Source organism: Enterobacter cloacae complex sp. IR5403 (assembly GCF_049238705.1).
Classification (GTDB): Bacteria; Pseudomonadota; Gammaproteobacteria; order Enterobacterales; family Enterobacteriaceae; genus Enterobacter; species Enterobacter hormaechei_C.
The window spans coordinates 61,258-77,869 of the sequence record NZ_JBMKHP010000015.1; the positions used below are offsets into that span (position 1 = coordinate 61,258).

The 16,612-nt window shown below is 56.7% G+C and carries 11 protein-coding genes; 5 read left to right on the top strand and 6 right to left on the bottom strand.

What is annotated here, in order from left to right; all coding sequences use genetic code 11:
* Positions 1-645 precede the first annotated feature (645 nt).
* On the top strand, positions 646-1,587 hold the full coding sequence (locus tag ACOTW6_RS17885; protein WP_116329946.1) for a TIGR01212 family radical SAM protein: 942 nt from the start codon (positions 646-648) through the stop codon (positions 1,585-1,587).
* On the opposite strand, the gene ACOTW6_RS17890 is transcribed toward ACOTW6_RS17885, so the two are convergent.
* Positions 1,567-3,069 (bottom strand): helicase HerA-like C-terminal domain-containing protein, encoded by a 1,503-nt coding sequence (locus tag ACOTW6_RS17890; RefSeq protein ID WP_040118157.1) that lies wholly within the window; start codon positions 3,067-3,069, stop codon positions 1,567-1,569. The two genes, ACOTW6_RS17885 and ACOTW6_RS17890, sit on opposite strands and share 21 nt — an antisense overlap.
* Positions 3,070-3,206: 137 nt before the next feature.
* On the opposite strand from ACOTW6_RS17890, the gene ACOTW6_RS17895 reads away from it, so the two are divergent.
* On the top strand, positions 3,207-4,853 hold the full coding sequence (locus ACOTW6_RS17895) for a dihydroxyacetone kinase subunit DhaK (protein ID WP_213789279.1): 1,647 nt from the start codon (positions 3,207-3,209) through the stop codon (positions 4,851-4,853).
* Positions 4,854-4,945: 92 nt separating this feature from the next.
* Here the strand turns inward: ACOTW6_RS17895 and ahr are convergent, their stop codons facing one another.
* From ahr to pepA, 5 genes are all read right to left on the bottom strand, one after another.
* Entirely contained in the window at positions 4,946-5,965 is a 1,020-nt protein-coding gene (ahr, locus tag ACOTW6_RS17900) for an NADPH-dependent aldehyde reductase Ahr (RefSeq protein ID WP_062933424.1), read from the bottom strand.
* Positions 5,966-6,048: 83 nt separating this feature from the next.
* Positions 6,049-6,552 (bottom strand): GNAT family N-acetyltransferase, encoded by a 504-nt coding sequence (locus ACOTW6_RS17905; protein ID WP_003861887.1) that lies wholly within the window; start codon positions 6,550-6,552, stop codon positions 6,049-6,051.
* 123 nt (positions 6,553-6,675) lie between these two features.
* Positions 6,676-9,531 carry a valine--tRNA ligase gene (locus ACOTW6_RS17910; RefSeq protein WP_017382726.1) on the bottom strand — a complete coding sequence of 952 codons (2,856 nt, stop codon included), beginning with the start codon at positions 9,529-9,531 and terminating at the stop codon, positions 6,676-6,678.
* A complete protein-coding gene (gene holC / locus ACOTW6_RS17915) occupies positions 9,531-9,974 on the bottom strand; it encodes a DNA polymerase III subunit chi (RefSeq protein ID WP_003861884.1) in 444 nt (147 codons plus the stop codon). Before holC ends, ACOTW6_RS17910 begins: the two co-directional genes overlap by 1 nt.
* 117 nt (positions 9,975-10,091) lie before the next feature.
* Positions 10,092-11,603 carry a leucyl aminopeptidase gene (gene pepA, locus ACOTW6_RS17920; protein ID WP_003861882.1) on the bottom strand — a complete coding sequence of 504 codons (1,512 nt, stop codon included), beginning with the start codon at positions 11,601-11,603 and terminating at the stop codon, positions 10,092-10,094.
* A gap of 265 nt (positions 11,604-11,868) precedes the next feature.
* On the opposite strand from pepA, the gene lptF reads away from it, so the two are divergent.
* From lptF to arcB, 3 genes are all read left to right on the top strand, one after another.
* The gene (lptF, locus tag ACOTW6_RS17925) at positions 11,869-12,969 is read left to right on the top strand and encodes an LPS export ABC transporter permease LptF (RefSeq protein WP_000584142.1); all 1,101 of its coding nucleotides are present in this window, start codon (positions 11,869-11,871) and stop codon (positions 12,967-12,969) included.
* Positions 12,969-14,051 carry an LPS export ABC transporter permease LptG gene (gene lptG, locus ACOTW6_RS17930; RefSeq protein ID WP_001147540.1) on the top strand — a complete coding sequence of 361 codons (1,083 nt, stop codon included), beginning with the start codon at positions 12,969-12,971 and terminating at the stop codon, positions 14,049-14,051. Before lptF ends, lptG begins: the two co-directional genes overlap by 1 nt.
* A 137-nt stretch (positions 14,052-14,188) precedes the next feature.
* Positions 14,189-16,522: an aerobic respiration two-component sensor histidine kinase ArcB gene (gene arcB, locus ACOTW6_RS17935; RefSeq protein ID WP_017382727.1), complete on the top strand. Its 2,334-nt coding sequence runs from the start codon at positions 14,189-14,191 to the stop codon at positions 16,520-16,522.
* The last annotated feature ends 90 nt before the right edge of the window (positions 16,523-16,612 follow it).

Below are 16,612 nucleotides of genomic sequence, written 5' to 3' on the forward strand. Positions count from 1 at the left end.
TTACCGTGGCGCACAGGCGCAGAAAGAGCATGGCGACGGGGTTAGCGTTTCATACGCGGACCTCGCATTCGCCCTCTTTTTCATCCTTTCGCGCAGGTAAACAAGTTTGAGGACTTGCTTCAGAGGGAATCTCAATTACTGCATAAATATGATGAGCAGGCCGCTCATCCAGAAAGCTTCCAGCGGATTTCCAACTTATCGGGAATTGGTACACAGGTCAAATGGCAATCTTATTTATACAAAAATGTGCTAAAGCGTGGTTATCTTTTTGTTTTTATTGTGTATTTAACTATTTTTACAACCACTTAAAGCACAGGGGAGGTGCAGGGGAGTGTGATCTGACTCACTATATGAAAGCGGTATTATCGATGCAGCGTGCTGAAATGCGGATTTATGGCAGAATAATAATCTGGTGTGGCATTCAAACCCGCATAAAATCACTGTTTTTCAGTCCTGGCGCTATAAATGAAAAAAACCATCAGAACATAAGGAAAAGTAATTAAGTGCAGGGTGAATGAAATCTCGGTAATCGTGATTATTTATTCAAATGGATAAAGGCCGTCCAGGGCGATTGATCCAGGTCATCGCCGACAGAGGCTAAAAATGGCAGGCTTGTCCCCTTTCTTCGGGACGGTCTATCAGATTATGCAGTTACAGAAATTAGTCAATATGTTTGGTGGGGATCTTTTGCAGCGCTACGGACAAAAGGTTCACAAACTGACGCTGCACGGCGGCTTTAGCTGCCCGAATCGCGATGGCACCATCGGGCGTGGTGGCTGTACCTTCTGTAACGTGGCCTCGTTTGCTGACGAGGCCCAGCAGCATAAATCTATCGCTGAACAGCTCGCCCATCAGGCGAGTCTGGTGAACCGCGCGAAGCAGTATCTGGCCTATTTCCAGGCCTACACCAGTACATGGGCGGAAGTGCAGGTGCTGCGCGCTATGTATCAGCAGGCGGTTGCTCAGGCGAACATTGTCGGGCTGTGCGTGGGGACGCGTCCGGACTGCGTGCCGGAGGCCGTGCTGGATTTACTTAGCGAGTACAAAGAAAAGGGCTACGAGATCTGGCTGGAGCTGGGCTTGCAGACCGCGCACGACAAAACCCTGCACCGTATCAATCGCGGGCATGATTTCGCCTGCTACCAGCGCACCACGCGTCTCGCCCGCGAGCGTGGATTAAAAGTCTGCTCGCATCTGATTGTCGGCTTGCCGGGAGAAGGGCAGCAGCACGGGCTGGAAACGCTGGAAAAAGTCGTCGAGACCGGCGTGGATGGCATTAAGCTGCATCCGCTGCATATTGTGAAGGGCAGCATAATGGCGAAAGCCTGGGAAGCGGGGCGGTTAAGTGGTATCGAACTCGACGACTATACGGTGACGGCGGGGGAGATGATTCGCCACACGCCGCCGGAGATTGTTTACCACCGCATCTCGGCCAGCGCCCGCCGCCCAACGCTTCTGGCACCGCTCTGGTGTGAGAACCGCTGGACGGGGATGCTGGAAATCGACCGCTATCTACAGGAGAACGGCGTGCAGGGGTCGGCGCTTGGCCGCCCGTGGGTTCCCCCGCTACCGACGACGGCCGCCTAGCAGACTTCCCAGCATGCCGCGTACTATCTGGTTGGTAATCTGACGCGTCGCGCTTTTTGCCATGGTCTGAACCACGCCATCGCGTTTGCCGCCGCGTGGCCCGGTGCTGCCGAACAGAATATCTTTCAGCCCGCCGAGAATGCCGTCGTCCACGGCAACAGATTGCCCTTTGGCGGCAGGCGCATCCTGCGATTCGGCAGTCGCCTGCACCCCTTTTTGCAGCATCTCGAACGCGGATTCGCGATCCACCTCGTCTTCATACTTCCCGTACACCGGGGAGTGGTTAATCAGGCCGTTACGTTCATCGTCCGTTACCGGCCCCATACGCGAGCAGGGCGCAATCACCATCGCACGCTCGACAACTGTCGGGCTGCCTTTTGCATCGAGGAACGAAATCAGCGCTTCACCGGTGCCCAGCGCCTGAATGGCGGTTTCGGTATCAAAGGCCGGATTGGCGCGCATGGTTTGCGCCGCGGCTTTCACCGCTTTCTGATCTTTCGGCGTAAAGGCGCGCAGGGCGTGCTGCACGCGGTTACCTAGCTGCCCCAGTACGTTGTCCGGAATATCCGACGGGTTTTGCGATACAAACCAGACCCCGACGCCTTTGGAGCGGATCAGGCGGATAACCTGTTCAATTTTATCCAGCAGCACCTGCGGCGCGTCGTTAAACAACAGGTGCGCTTCGTCAAAGAAGAACACCAGTTTGGGTTTTTCCAGATCGCCTGCTTCCGGCAGTTGTTCGTACAGTTCAGAGAGCATCCACAGCAGGCTGGCGGCGTAAAGCTTCGGCATCTGGTAGAGCTTCTCTGCGCTCAGAATGTTGATGATGCCTTTGCCGCTGCTGTCGGTGCGCATCCAGTCTTTGATATCCAGCATTGGCTCGCCGAAGAAGTGTTCGGCCCCCTGTTGCTCCAGCGTCAGGAGCCCGCGCTGAATGGCGCCCACCGAGGCGCTGCTGATATTGCCGTACTGGTTCTGGAAGGATTTGGCGTTATCGCCAATGTACTGGGTGATGGCGCGCAGATCTTTGAAGTCGAGCAGCAGTAGCCCCTGATCGTCGGCGATACGGAAGATAATGTTCAGCACCCCGGACTGCACGTCGTTGAGGTTAAGCAGACGCGCCAGCAGCAGCGGGCCGAGGTCGGAGACGGTGGCACGCACCGGATGCCCTTTTTCGCCGAAGATATCCCAGGCCACCACCGGATTACCGTGCGGCGTCCAGTCCGTGATGCCGATATTTTTCAGGCGCTCGAGGAGTTTTTCTGACGCTGCGCCTTCCTGAGCCACCCCGGTTAAATCGCCCTTCACGTCAGCCATAAAAACCGGCACGCCAGTCTCTGACAGCGACTCAGCCAGCTTTTGCAGGGTGACGGTTTTTCCCGTCCCGGTCGCGCCGGTGATCAGGCCATGACGGTTCGCCATCGCGGGCAGTAAAAACAGCTCTTTTTCCAGCGTCCTGGCGATTAACAATGGTGTACTCATGATGCACGTCCTCTCGTAGTCCTGGGTGGAGTATAGGCAACCTGACGGCAAAATGTCTCCGTAAATTCCTCACTTTGCGGCGCATTATCCAGTGCGGACTATGCTTTTGCATACGGTAAACAAAATTTTGGGAAACTATGTCCAGATTCTTTTTTAACGACCGCAAACAGCTTGTCAACGATGCCATTGAAGGCATACTTCTCTCGGCGCCGCACGGTAATCTCGTCAAACTGGATATCGATCCGGCCATCCGCGTGGTGGCACGCGCCGACTGGGATAAAAGCCGCGTGGCGGTGATCTCTGGTGGCGGCTCCGGCCATGAACCGGCACATGCCGGGTTCGTCGGTAAAGGCATGCTTACCGCAGCGGTGTGTGGCGATCTGTTCGCTTCCCCAAGCGTGGATGCGGTCCTCAATGCCATTGTGGCGGTGACGGGCGACCGTGGCTGCCTGCTGATTGTGAAAAACTACACCGGCGACCGGCTTAACTTTGGCCTGGCGGCGGAAAAAGCCAAACGCTACGGCCTGAAGGTCGAGATGGTTATCGTGGCGGATGATATCGCCCTGCCGGATAACAAGCAGCCGCGTGGTATCGCGGGAACGGCGCTGGTGCATAAGATTGCGGGATATGCGGCAGAGCAGGGGAAATCGCTAAACGACGTGCGGGATATTGCGCAACAGGCCTGCGATAACCTCTGGAGCCTGGGGGTTGCGATGCAAACCTGTAACCTGCCGGGTAGCGACGATGAAGAGGGGCGCATTAAACAAGGCCATGTCGAGCTGGGGCTGGGTATTCACGGCGAGCCGGGAGCATCCGTCGTGGATACGCAAAACAGCAAAGCCATCATCGACACGCTGGTGACGCCGCTAAAAGCCCAGGCGGGTGACGGGCGCTTTGCGGTGCTGATCAACAACCTCGGCGGCGTGTCGGCGCTGGAGATGGCTCTGCTCACCAAAGAGCTGGCGCATTCGGCATTGAAAGAGAACATTGCGTATCTGATTGGCCCGGCGCCGCTGGTGAGTGCGCTGGATATGAAAGGCTTTTCGCTAACGCTGTTAAAGCTCAACGATTTCTTCGAGAAGGCGATACACGCCGGAGTCGAGACGCTGGGCTGGCAGAAGCCAGTCGCGTTCGCGCCCCTGCGTACCGTCCCCCATAGCGCCCTTCATGACCGCGTGGAATATACCCCGTCGGACAATCGGCAGGTGAGCGAGGCCGTCGCCTCGGTAACGAACACATTGATCCAGCTGGAAAATCGCCTTAACGCGCTGGATGCCAAAGTAGGCGATGGCGATACGGGCTCCACCTTTGCGCAAGGGGCGCGGGATATTGCGCAGCGACTTGAGGAGAACAACCTGCCCCTTAACGACGTGCCGACATTACTCCTGCTGGTAGGCGAGCGGCTGGCAACGGTGATGGGCGGATCGAGTGGGGTGTTGATGTCGATCTTCTTCACGGCGGCAGGGCAAAAGCTTCACGATGGACAGCCGCTACCTGAAGCATTGCTGAGCGGACTGGCGCAGATGAAGCAGTATGGCGGTGCAGATCTCGGCGATCGTACGCTGATCGATGCCCTGCAACCGGCGCTCGAGGCGTTACAGAAAGGCAATATTCAGGCGGCAGCGCAGGCTGCGCAGCAGGGCGCCGAAGCAACGGCGAAAATGGCGAAAGCCGGCGCGGGGCGCTCGTCGTACGTGAATAAAGAGAATCTGGACGGGGTGATGGATCCGGGAGCGGTCGCGGTGGCGGAAGTGTTTAAGACCATGGTAGATGCAAAACGGTAACAACCGTTACCGTTTTTAGTGTTTGCGCCCTCTCCCTGTGGGAGAGGGTTGGGGTGAGGGCATCAGGCCGCACATTCCCCGGCAAACTCACATCAGAAATCCGCTTTCAACACCACGCGGTAGCGGGCTTTGCCATCGCGCACGTGCTGGATCGCTTCGTTGATTTTTGACATCGGATACAGCTCGGTGGTTGGCGTCACTTTTGTGCGTCCGGCAAACTTCATCAGCTTGCGCAGCTCGTACGGTGTCCCGGTCGCGGAACCTGACACGCTGCGATCCCCGCCGATCAGGGTAAACGCCGGAACCGGCAGCGGCTTCATCACCGCACCCACGGTGTGGAAGTTACCGCCGTATGCCAGGGCTTCAAAGTACGGCTGCCAGTCGAGATCGACGTTCACGGTATTGATGATCAGATCAAACTGACCCGCCAGTGCGGTAAGCGCCTGCGGATCGCGGCTGTTCACCACTTTATCCGCACCCATCGCCAGCACTTCCTGTTCTTTCGCCGGGTTAGAGCTGAACGCCGTCACTTCACAGCCCATCGCGTGCAGCAGCTTGATGGCGATATGGCCCAGACCGCCAATTCCGATCACGCCTACGCGGCTGGTGGCGGTGACGTGATGCATCAGCAGCGGTTTAAAGACGGTGATACCGCCACACAGCAGCGGACCGGCGGATTCGATATCAATGCTGTCCGGCAGCGGGATAACCCATTGCCAGTCGGCGCGCAGCTTATCGGCGAAACCGCCCTTGTTAAGGATGGTCGGCGTTGCGCCCTCAAGGCAGTTGATCTGGTTGCCGCTGATACAGGCGTCGCAGTGGCCGCAGCTGCGTGCCGTCCAGCCGATACCCACGCGCTGGCCCACTTTCAGCCCTTTGTCCTGCGCGGCGCTGCCGAGCGCCACGACGCGGCCAATGACTTCGTGCCCGGCCACCAGCGGATAGCTGGAGAAGCCCCATTCGTTATCGATCATCGAGAGATCTGAGTGGCAGATCCCGCAGTAATCAACCTGTACTTCGACGTCTTCCGCTTTTAGTTCGCCCGCATCGTACTCGTACAGCTCAAGTTCTGCACCCGCCTGCGGTGCGGCGTAGCTTTTTATCTTCGACATCGCATTTCCCCTGTTTTGGTGTGAACTGTGAGTGTAGAGCATTCAGTTTACAGACGCTTAACAGAAGACGGCAGGAACGAAACTTACAGACTTTTCAGCATCCTGACTTCGCAGTCCACGTGGCCCGTGCAGCCCAGTGGCGCATCGATATGCTCAAAGCCGAGATGTTCATACAGGCCAATGGCCTCTTTAAGGAAAGCGGTGGTTTCAAGGTAGCAACGTTTAAAGCCCTGTGAGCGTGCATGTTCCAGGGCGACCAGCGCCAGCTTTTTCGCCAGGCCTTGTCCGCGTATCGTTGGCAGGAAATACATTTTCTGGAGTTCACAGATATCCGGCTCGCTGCAAAGCAGTGGGGCAATGCCGCCGCCGCCCACGACCTGGCCGTCCTGCTCGATGACCCAGTAGGCATGGCCCGGCTGGCTGTACAGCTGAAAAAGTTCGTCCAGATTGGGGTCGGCCACGGTGTAGCCTTTGTCGGCGGTCAGGCCATATTCGGCAGAAACCGTGCGGATAACGGCGGCGATAGCCGGGTTGTCTTGCTCAGTGATCCGACGCATTGTCGTCGCGACGGGGGTAATCACGCTCATAGCATTACTCATGACAAAAATTGACACACAACTGCTGTTAATAGCACCGCAGAAAGGGGAGTGCAAGCGAGGAGTTTTCAGGAAGGATACCCCTTACGCCCTGAAGCGTAAGGGGTAAAAGCATTACAGGGCTGCGATAACCGCCTGCTGCTCGATCAGTTTGGTCTTCGCATCGGCGAAGGCAACCAGACGCTCACGCTCTTTGGCTATGACCGCTTCCGGCGCGCGGGCCACAAAGCCTTCGTTCGCCAGTTTGCTTTCGATTTTGCCAATTTCCACGTCGACTTTCGCCACTTCTTTCGCCAGACGCGCCAGCTCCGCGTCTTTGTCGATCAGACCCGCCATCGGGATCAGCAGCTCCGCGCCGTCGATGATTTTGGTCACGGAAACCGGACCTTTGTCATCGGCAGGCAGCACGGTGATGCTTTCCAGACGCGCCATGGTTTTCAGGAAGGTGTTGTTCTCGGTGACGCGACGAACGGCAGCTTCGCTGCAACCGCGCAGCAGCAGCTCCAGTGGTTTACCCGGAGCGATGTTCATTTCCGCGCGGATGTTACGTACCGCAACAATCGCCTGTTTCAGCCACTCGGTATCCGCAGACGCGGCTTCATCCACTTTCGCGGCGTCGAATGCCGGGAACGGCTGGAGCATGATGGTATCGGCATTAATACCGGCAATCACCTTCACGCGCTGCCAGATGGTTTCGGTGATGAATGGAATGATCGGGTGCGCAAGGCGCAGCAGACCTTCCAGAACGGTAATCAGCGTATTACGCGTGCCGCGCAGTTCCGCTTCAGAACCGCCGTTCATGACCGGCTTCGCCAGCTCCAGGTACCAGTCGCAGAACTGGTTCCAGGTGAATTCGTACAGGATGCCTGCCGCGATGTCGAAGCGGTAGCTGTCCAGCGCGTCGCGGAATGCTTTCACCGTCTGGTTAAATTCCGCCAGGATCCAGCGGTCTGCCAGAGACAGGGTCATTTCGCCGCCGTTGAAGCCGCAATCCTGATCTTCGGTGTTCATCAGCACGAAGCGGCTGGCGTTCCACAGCTTGTTACAGAAGTTACGGTAACCTTCCAGACGCTTCATATCCCAGTTGATGTCACGACCGGTGGAGGCCAGCGCCGCCAGGGTGAAGCGCAGGGCGTCGGTACCGTGAGATTCGATCCCGTTCGGGAACTGCTTCTCGGTACGCTTGCGGATTTTCTCTGCCAGCTGCGGCTGCATCATGTTGCCGGTACGTTTTTCCAGCAGCTCTTCCAGAGAGATACCATCGACCATGTCCAGCGGGTCGATAACGTTACCCTTGGATTTGGACATCTTCTGGCCTTCATCGTCGCGGATCAGGCCGGTCATATAGACGGTATGGAACGGAACCTGCGGCTTGCCGTCTTCGTCTTTGATGAAGTGCATGGTCATCATGATCATGCGGGCAATCCAGAAGAAGATGATGTCGAAGCCGGAGACCATCACGCTGGTTGGGTGGAACTGACGCAGCGCGTCGGTGTTTTCCGGCCAGCCGAGGGTGGAGAAGGTCCACAGCGCGGAGGAGAACCAGGTATCCAGCACGTCTTCGTCCTGGCGCAGGGCAACATCCGCGCCCAGGTTGTTTTCCTGACGCACTTCCTCTTCGGTGCGGCCAACGTAGACATTGCCTTCGTTGTCGTACCATGCCGGGATACGGTGACCCCACCACAGCTGACGGGAAATACACCAGTCCTGAATATCGCGCATCCAGGAGAAGTACATGTTTTCGTACTGCTTCGGCACGAACTGAATGCTGCCGTTCTCAACCGCTTCCACAGCCGGTTTCGCCAGCACGTCGGCACGCACGTACCACTGGTCGGTCAGCATTGGCTCGATAACCACGCCGCCACGGTCGCCGTACGGCACGGTCAGATCGTGAGGTTTAATCTCTTCCAGCAGGCCGAGTGCGTCAACGGCGGCTACGATGGCTTTACGCGCGGCAAAGCGCTCCAGCTTCTGGAACTCAGCCGGGATGTCGCTGGAATAAACGTCGGATTCGTTGCCTTTGGTGTCATACACTTCTGCGCTTTCGCGGATATCGCCGTCGAAGGTCAGAATGTTGATCATCGGAAGTTGATGACGACGACCGACTTCATAGTCGTTGAAGTCATGCGCCGGGGTGATTTTCACGCAGCCGGTGCCTTTTTCCATGTCGGCGTGTTCGTCGCCCACAATCGGAATACGGCGGTTCACCAGCGGCAGTACCACGAATTTGCCGATCAGATCTTTATAACGCGGATCTTCCGGGTTAACGGCCACGCCGGTATCGCCCAGCAGGGTTTCCGGACGGGTGGTCGCCACCACCAGGTAATCTTTACCGTCGGCGGTTTTTGCGCCGTCGGCCAGCGGATAGCGGATGTGCCACATGGAGCCTTTAGACTCGCGGTTTTCCACTTCCAGGTCAGAGATGGCGGTGCGCAGTTTCGGGTCCCAGTTGACCAGGCGCTTGCCACGATAAATCAGGTCTTCTTTGTACAGGCGCACAAAGACTTCTTTCACGGCGTTGGACAGGCCTTCATCCATGGTGAAGCGCTCGCGCTCCCAGTCTACGGAGTTGCCGAGACGGCGCATCTGACGGGTAATGGTGCCGCCGGATTCTGCCTTCCACTGCCAGATTTTGTCGATGAACGCGTCGCGACCGTAGTCGTGGCGGGTTTTACCCTCTTCAGCGGCAATTTTACGCTCAACCACCATCTGGGTCGCGATACCCGCGTGGTCAGTCCCCGCCTGCCACAGGGTGTTTTTGCCCTGCATGCGCTGGTAGCGGATCATGGTATCCATGATGGTCTGCTGGAAAGCATGCCCCATATGCAAACTGCCGGTGACGTTCGGCGGCGGGATCATGATGCAGAAGGACTCTTTGCTTTCGTCGCCGTTAGGCTTGAAATAGCCCTGCTGTTCCCAGTGCTCGTAAAGCGGCTGTTCGATATCGCGTGGGTTATATGTCTTTTCCATTATTTCCAGGTTGCCGTATTCAGGTTAAAACCGGCCAGGCGGTACGCTTTGTAGCGTTCGCGCGCCAGTTGTTTCAAAGATTCTTCGTAAGGGACAAAGTCTACCACTTCTGTGAAAGCGGTGGCAAAATCTGCAAAGTCTGTCCGCAGGCTAATGAGAATGTCGCGCGCGCTGCTGTTGCGTTTTTGCGGCCAGGCAATCTCCACCGGTGCCCCGCCGCGTGGACCTTCGCCCGACAGGTTATGCGGAACAAAACTCTCCGGCGGGCGCGCCCATAGCGCTTCATCCAGGCGAATCGCCTGCTGCTCATCTTCACAGGCAATCAGAACGCGTTTACCTGCGCGCCAACGTTCTGCGGCAATTTCACACACCAGCTGTTCAACGGCGCTGAGGCCATCCTGATGGGTGTCGTTGTCCAGAAGGTAGAACGTTGCATTCTTCATATATGGGGCTTCTTGTCGTGGATTTAAATGCAAAGCCGGGTGGCGCTTCGCTTACCCGGCCTACGGTTGAGTGGCGTATAGGCCGGGTAAGGCGTAGCCGCCACCCGGCGTTTTTCATCACTCGTCGCCGTTAAAACCCGCACGATTGAGCAGGAACTGCGACAGCAGCGCCACCGGACGACCAGTTGCGCCTTTGGCTTTGCCGGAGCGCCATGCGGTCCCCGCGATGTCCAGGTGCGCCCAGTTGTACTTGCGGGTGAAACGCGCCAGGAAGCAGCCTGCGGTGATTGCTCCGCCAGGACGACCGCCGATGTTCGCCATGTCTGCGAAGTTAGACTCCAGCTGTTCCTGGAACTCGTCCCCCAGCGGCAGACGCCACGCGCGGTCGCCGGCCTGCTCGGACGCGCCGATCAGCTCGTGCGCCAGCGGGTTGTGGTTCGACATCAGGCCGGTGATGTGGTGCCCCAGCGCGATCACGCAGGCGCCGGTCAGGGTAGCCACATCGATAACCGCTTCAGGTTCGAAGCGCTCAACGTAGGTCAGCACGTCGCACAGCACCAGACGGCCTTCGGCGTCGGTGTTCAGCACCTCAACGGTCTGGCCGGACATGGTGGTCAGCACATCACCCGGACGATAAGCGCGGCCGCCAGGCATGTTTTCGCAGCCCGCCAGCACGCCGATCACGTTGATAGGCAACTGAAGTTCCGCGACCATGCGCATAACGCCGTAAACCGCCGCTGCGCCACACATGTCGTACTTCATCTCATCCATGCCTTCTGAAGGCTTGATGGAGATACCGCCGGAGTCGAAGGTCAGCCCTTTACCGACGAGCACGATGGGTCGCGCATCTTCTGACGGATTGCCCTTGTACTCAATGACCGACATCAGGGATTCGTTCTGGGAGCCGTTACCGACCGCCAGATAAGAGTGCATCCCCAGCTCTTTCATCTGCTGTTCGCCGATAACGCGGGTGATGACGTTCTTGCTGTAAGCGTCAGCCAGCTGGCGCGCCTGAGACGCCAGGTACGCGGCGTTACAGATGTTTGGCGGCATATTGCCAAGATCTTTTGCCGCTTTAATACCGGCGGCAATGGCCAGACCGTGCTGAATGGCGCGCTCGCCGCTGGTCAGCTCGCGACGGGTTGGCACGTTAAAGACCATTTTACGCAGCGGGCGACGCGGCTCGCTTTTGGTGGTCTTCAGCTGATCAAAGCTGTAGAGGCTCTCTTTTGCGGTTTCGACGGCCTGGCGCACTTTCCAGTACGTGTTGCGGCCCTTAACGTGCAGCTCCGTCAGGAAGCAGACGGCTTCCATCGAACCAGTATCATTCAGTGTATTAATGGTTTTCTGAATAACCTGCTTGTACTGGCGCTCATCAAGCTCACGTTCTTTACCACAGCCAATCAGCAGAATACGCTCGGACAGGACGTTCGGAACATGGTGCAGCAACAAGGTCTGCCCTGGTTTGCCTTCCAGTTCGCCACGGCGCAGCAGGGCGCTGATATAGCCGTCGCTGATTTTATCGAGTTGCTCGGCGATCGGGGAGAGTCGGCGTGGTTCAAAGACGCCCACAACGATGCAGGCACTCCGCTGTTTCTCCGGGCTACCGCTTTTTACACTGAACTCCATGCACTACGCTCCTGAATCTTAAAGACAACGGCGGCGGCTACGGATAGAATTGAAACCTTTCGTAACTCATGTCCGCCGTTGTGGTGACTTCGTGTTAATCTTACGTTACTACGGTTTCGACACGTCAATAAATGTCATGAAGCGCGAATCCGCCGGGTTTTTTAATCTTAGCGATGATTTCGACGACTCAAGAGAATAAATGACGTTTAAGCCATGAAACAAGCTAAATTCCTGCATAAGACGAGTTTTAACGGGCGTATTTAAAGTGATAATCATAAGATATCTGGTTCGGGAGACGCTGAAGAGCCAACTGGCGATCCTCTTTATCCTCCTTCTGATCTTTTTCTGTCAGAAGCTGGTCAGGATCCTCGGCGCGGCGGTTGATGGCGAAATCCCAACGAATCTGGTGCTTTCCCTGCTCGGGCTTGGCGTGCCGGAAATGGCGCAGCTTATCCTGCCGTTAAGCCTGTTCCTTGGTCTGCTGATGACCCTGGGTAAGCTCTATACCGAAAGCGAAATCACCGTGATGCATGCCTGCGGCCTCAGTAAAGCCGTACTGGTAAAGGCAGCCATGGTGCTGGCGCTGTTTACGGGCATAGTTGCTGCGGTTAACGTCATGTGGGCGGGGCCGACCTCGTCCCGTCATCAGGATGAGGTGCTGGCGGAAGCAAAAGCTAACCCGGGGCTGGCGGCGCTGGCGCAGGGGCAGTTCCAGCAGGCGACCGACGGTAACTCCGTGCTGTTTATCGAAAGCGTCGATGGCAACCGCTTCAATGACGTGTTTCTTGCTCAACTGCGCCCGAAAGGTAACGCTCGCCCTTCTGTGGTGGTAGCGGACTCCGGTCAGCTGGCGCAGCGTAAAGACGGCTCTCAGGTTGTCACGCTGAACAAAGGAACGCGTTTCGAAGGCACGGCTATGCTGCGCGACTTCCGTATTACTGATTTCCAGAACTACCAGGCCATCATTGGTCATCAGGCCGTCGCGCTCGATCCCACGGATACTGAGCAGATGGATATGCGCACCTTAATGAATACCGATACCGATCGTGCGCGTGCTGAACTGCACTGGCGTATCACGCTGGTATTCACCGTATTTATGATGGCGCTGATGGTGGTTCCGCTGAGCGTGGTGAACCCGCGTCAGGGCCGCGTGCTGTCGATGCTGCCTGCGATGCTGCTGTATCTGGTGTTCTTCCTGCTGCAAACCTCAATCAAGTCTAACGGCGGGAAAGGAAAAATTGACCCGATGATCTGGACCTGGGTCGTGAATGGTTTGTATCTGCTGCTGGCAGTCGGACTCAACTTGTGGGACACGGTGCCTGTGCGTCGTCTTCGTGCCCGGTTTACGCGTAAAGGAGCCATCTAATGCAGGCGTTTGGCGTACTTGACCGCTATATCGGTAAAACGATTTTCACCACCATCATGATGACCCTGTTCATGCTGGTGTCGCTCTCGGGCATTATCAAATTTGTCGACCAGCTGAAAAAAGCCGGGCAGGGGAGTTACGACGCGTTGGGTGCCGGGATGTATACCCTGCTCAGCGTACCAAAAGATGTGCAGATCTTCTTCCCGATGGCGGCCCTGCTGGGGGCGCTGCTGGGCCTGGGGATGCTGGCTCAGCGTAGCGAGCTGGTGGTGATGCAGGCATCGGGCTTTACCCGTATGCAGGTTGCGCTGTCGGTGATGAAAACCGCGATCCCGCTGGTGCTGTTGACCATGGCGATTGGCGAATGGGTTGCGCCGCAGGGCGAACAGATGGCGCGTAACTACCGTGCTCAGGCTATGTACGGCGGTTCACTGCTCTCCACGCAGCAGGGGTTATGGGCGAAAGATGGTCAGAACTTTGTCTATATCGAACGCGTGAAAGGGGACGATGAACTGGGCGGCGTGAGCATCTATGCCTTCAATAACGATCGTCGTTTGCAGTCGGTGCGTTATGCCGCCTCCGCTAAATTTGATGCGAACAACAAGCTGTGGCGGTTATCCCAGGTTGATGAATCTGACCTGACGAACCCGAAACAGATCACCGGTTCGCAGACCGTGAGCGGTACCTGGAAAACCAACCTGACGCCGGACAAGCTTGGCGTGGTAGCGCTCGATCCCGATGCGCTCTCCATCAGCGGTCTGCATAACTACGTGAAGTATCTGAAATCGAGCGGACAGGATGCGGGGCGTTACCAGCTCAACATGTGGAGCAAAATCTTCCAGCCGCTGTCCGTGGCGGTGATGATGCTGATGGCGCTGTCGTTCATCTTTGGACCGCTGCGTAGCGTGCCGATGGGGGTTCGCGTGGTAACCGGTATCAGCTTTGGTTTCGTGTTCTACGTCCTCGATCAGATTTTCGGCCCGCTGACGCTGGTGTATGGCATTCCGCCAATTATCGGCGCGCTGTTGCCGAGCGCCAGTTTCTTCCTGATCAGCCTCTGGATGCTGCTAAAACGCTCCTGATAAACCTTCTTCCTCGCTCCCGGTTGCCCGGGGGCGAGGCTAATCTCCTGTTTCACCCCGCACTTTTTCTCACAACCTTCAACGCCTCGCCGTGAATTTGAGTATTATTGAGCGATAAAGTCGTGAAGGGATCCTCTATGAAGCAAATTCGAATGCTGGCCCAGTACTACGTCGACCTGATGATGAAGCTCGGGCTGGTGCGTTTTTCCATGCTGCTGGCGCTGGCGCTGGTCGTTCTGGCCATCGTCGTGCAAATGGCCGTAACCATGGTTCTGCATGGTCAGGTCGAGAGCATCGACGTGATCCGCTCTATTTTCTTTGGCCTGCTGATTACCCCATGGGCGGTCTATTTCCTCTCCGTGGTGGTTGAGCAGCTGGAAGAGTCCCGACAGCGTTTATCGAAACTGGTGGATAAGCTGGAAGAGATGCGCGAGCGCGATCTCAAACTCAACGTTCAGCTTAAGGACAACATTGCCCAGCTGAATCAGGAAATTTCAGACCGTGAGAAGGCGGAAGCCGAGCGTCAGACCACGCTTGAGCAGCTAAAAGTTGAGATGAAAGAGCGTGAAGTGACGCAGATCCAGCTTGAACAGCAATCCTCTTTCCTGCGTTCGTTCCTCGATGCGTCGCCGGATCTGGTGTTCTACCGTAATGAAGATAAAGAGTTCTCCGGTTGTAACCGGGCCATGGAACTGTTGACCGGGAAAAGCGAAAAGCAGCTGATCCACCTGAAACCTCAGGATGTCTATTCCGAAGAGGCGGCAGCAAAAGTGATGGAGACGGATGAAAAGGTCTTCCGCCACAACGTTTCGCTGACCTATGAGCAGTGGCTGGACTACCCCGACGGGCGCAAAGCCTGCTTTGAGATCCGCAAAGTGCCTTATTACGACCGGGTGGGGAAACGTCATGGGCTGATGGGCTTTGGCCGTGATATCACCGAGCGTAAGCGCTATCAGGATGCGCTGGAGCGCGCCAGCCGGGATAAAACCACCTTCATCTCCACCATCAGCCATGAACTGCGCACCCCGCTGAATGGCATTGTGGGACTGAGCCGCATTCTGCTGGATACCGAGCTGACCAGCGAGCAGGAAAAATACCTCAAAACGATCCACGTCTCGGCGGTCACGCTGGGCAATATCTTCAATGATATTATCGACATGGATAAGATGGAGCGCCGTAAAGTTCAGCTCGACAACCAGCCGGTTGATTTTACCGGCTTCCTCGCGGACCTGGAAAACTTGTCAGGTTTACAGGCTCAGCAAAAAGGGTTGAGCTTTGTGATGGAGCCAACGCTGCCGTTGCCGCATAAAGTGGTGACGGACGGCACGCGTCTGCGTCAGATCCTGTGGAACCTCATCAGCAACGCCGTGAAGTTTACCCAGAAGGGGCAGGTTGCGGTGCGCATTCGCTATGACGAAGGCGACATGCTGCACTTTGAAGTTGAGGACTCGGGGATCGGCATTCCTCAGGAGGAGCAGGATAAGATCTTCGCCATGTATTATCAGGTTAAAGACAGCCACGGCGGTAAACCGGCGACCGGTACGGGCATTGGCCTGGCGGTGTCGAAACGTCTGGCGAAAAGTATGGGCGGGGATATCACCGTTGCCAGCCAGCCGGGTAAAGGCTCCACCTTTACGCTTACCGTCCACGCGCCTGCCGTGGCGGAAGAGGTGGAAGATACGTTTGAGAACGACGATATGCCGCTGCCAGCCCTGCACGTCCTGCTGGTGGAAGATATTGAGCTGAACGTCATTGTCGCCCGGTCGGTACTGGAAAAACTCGGTAACAGCGTGGATGTGGCGATGACCGGCAAAGCCGCGCTGGAGATGTTCACGCCGGGCGAGTACGACCTGGTGCTGCTGGATATTCAGCTACCGGACATGACCGGGCTGGATATCTCCCGCGAGCTGACGCGCAAATATGCTCCTGACGAGCTGCCGCCGCTGGTGGCGTTGACCGCAAACGTGCTGAAAGATAAAAAAGAGTACCTCGAGGCCGGTATGGACGATGTGCTCAGCAAGCCGCTGGCGGTACCTGCCCTGACGGCGATGATCAAGAAGTTCTGGGATACCTGTGATGAAGAGGAGAGCACCATGACGTCTGTTGATAGCGCCAAAGCCCAAACGATACTGGATACCGCCATGCTGGAGCAGTATATCGATCTGGTGGGACCAAAACTGATCACCGATGGCCTGGCCGTGTTCGAAAAAATGATGCCGGGCTATCTGAACGTGCTCGAATCCAACCTGACGGCGCGTGACCAGAAGGGCATTGTCGAAGAGGGACATAAAATCAAAGGCGCGGCAGGATCGGTCGGGTTACGCCATCTCCAGCAGCTGGGCCAACAGATTCAGTCACCTGATTTACCTGCCTGGGAAGATAACGTAGGTGATTGGGTTGAAGAGATGAAACAAGAGTGGCAAAACGATGTGGCAGTGCTGAAGGCCTGGGTGGATGCCAGAAAAAAATGACCCCGGCTATACCGGGGTGCGCGAATACTGCGCCAACACCAGGGAAATCGTGGCTGCGCCTGATTTTTGTGGGTTGTTTTCGCATGGACG

Bases quoted from the DNA above. Each gene is read 5' to 3' on its own strand.
- ACOTW6_RS17885 (WP_116329946.1), top strand. From the start codon at position 646: ATGCAGTTACAGAAATTAGTCAATATGTTTGGTGGGGATCTTTTGCAG.
- pepA (WP_003861882.1), bottom strand. From the start codon at position 11,603: ATGGAGTTCAGTGTAAAAAGCGGTAGCCCGGAGAAACAGCGGAGTGCC.
- lptG (WP_001147540.1), top strand. From the start codon at position 12,969: ATGCAGGCGTTTGGCGTACTTGACCGCTATATCGGTAAAACGATTTTC.
- arcB (WP_017382727.1), top strand. From the start codon at position 14,189: ATGAAGCAAATTCGAATGCTGGCCCAGTACTACGTCGACCTGATGATG.
- ACOTW6_RS17905 (WP_003861887.1), bottom strand. From the start codon at position 6,552: ATGAGCGTGATTACCCCCGTCGCGACGACAATGCGTCGGATCACTGAG.
- ACOTW6_RS17890 (WP_040118157.1), bottom strand. From the start codon at position 3,069: ATGAGTACACCATTGTTAATCGCCAGGACGCTGGAAAAAGAGCTGTTT.
- ACOTW6_RS17910 (WP_017382726.1), bottom strand. From the start codon at position 9,531: ATGGAAAAGACATATAACCCACGCGATATCGAACAGCCGCTTTACGAG.
- ACOTW6_RS17895 (WP_213789279.1), top strand. From the start codon at position 3,207: ATGTCCAGATTCTTTTTTAACGACCGCAAACAGCTTGTCAACGATGCC.
- ahr (WP_062933424.1), bottom strand. From the start codon at position 5,965: ATGTCGAAGATAAAAAGCTACGCCGCACCGCAGGCGGGTGCAGAACTT.
- holC (WP_003861884.1), bottom strand. From the start codon at position 9,974: ATGAAGAATGCAACGTTCTACCTTCTGGACAACGACACCCATCAGGAT.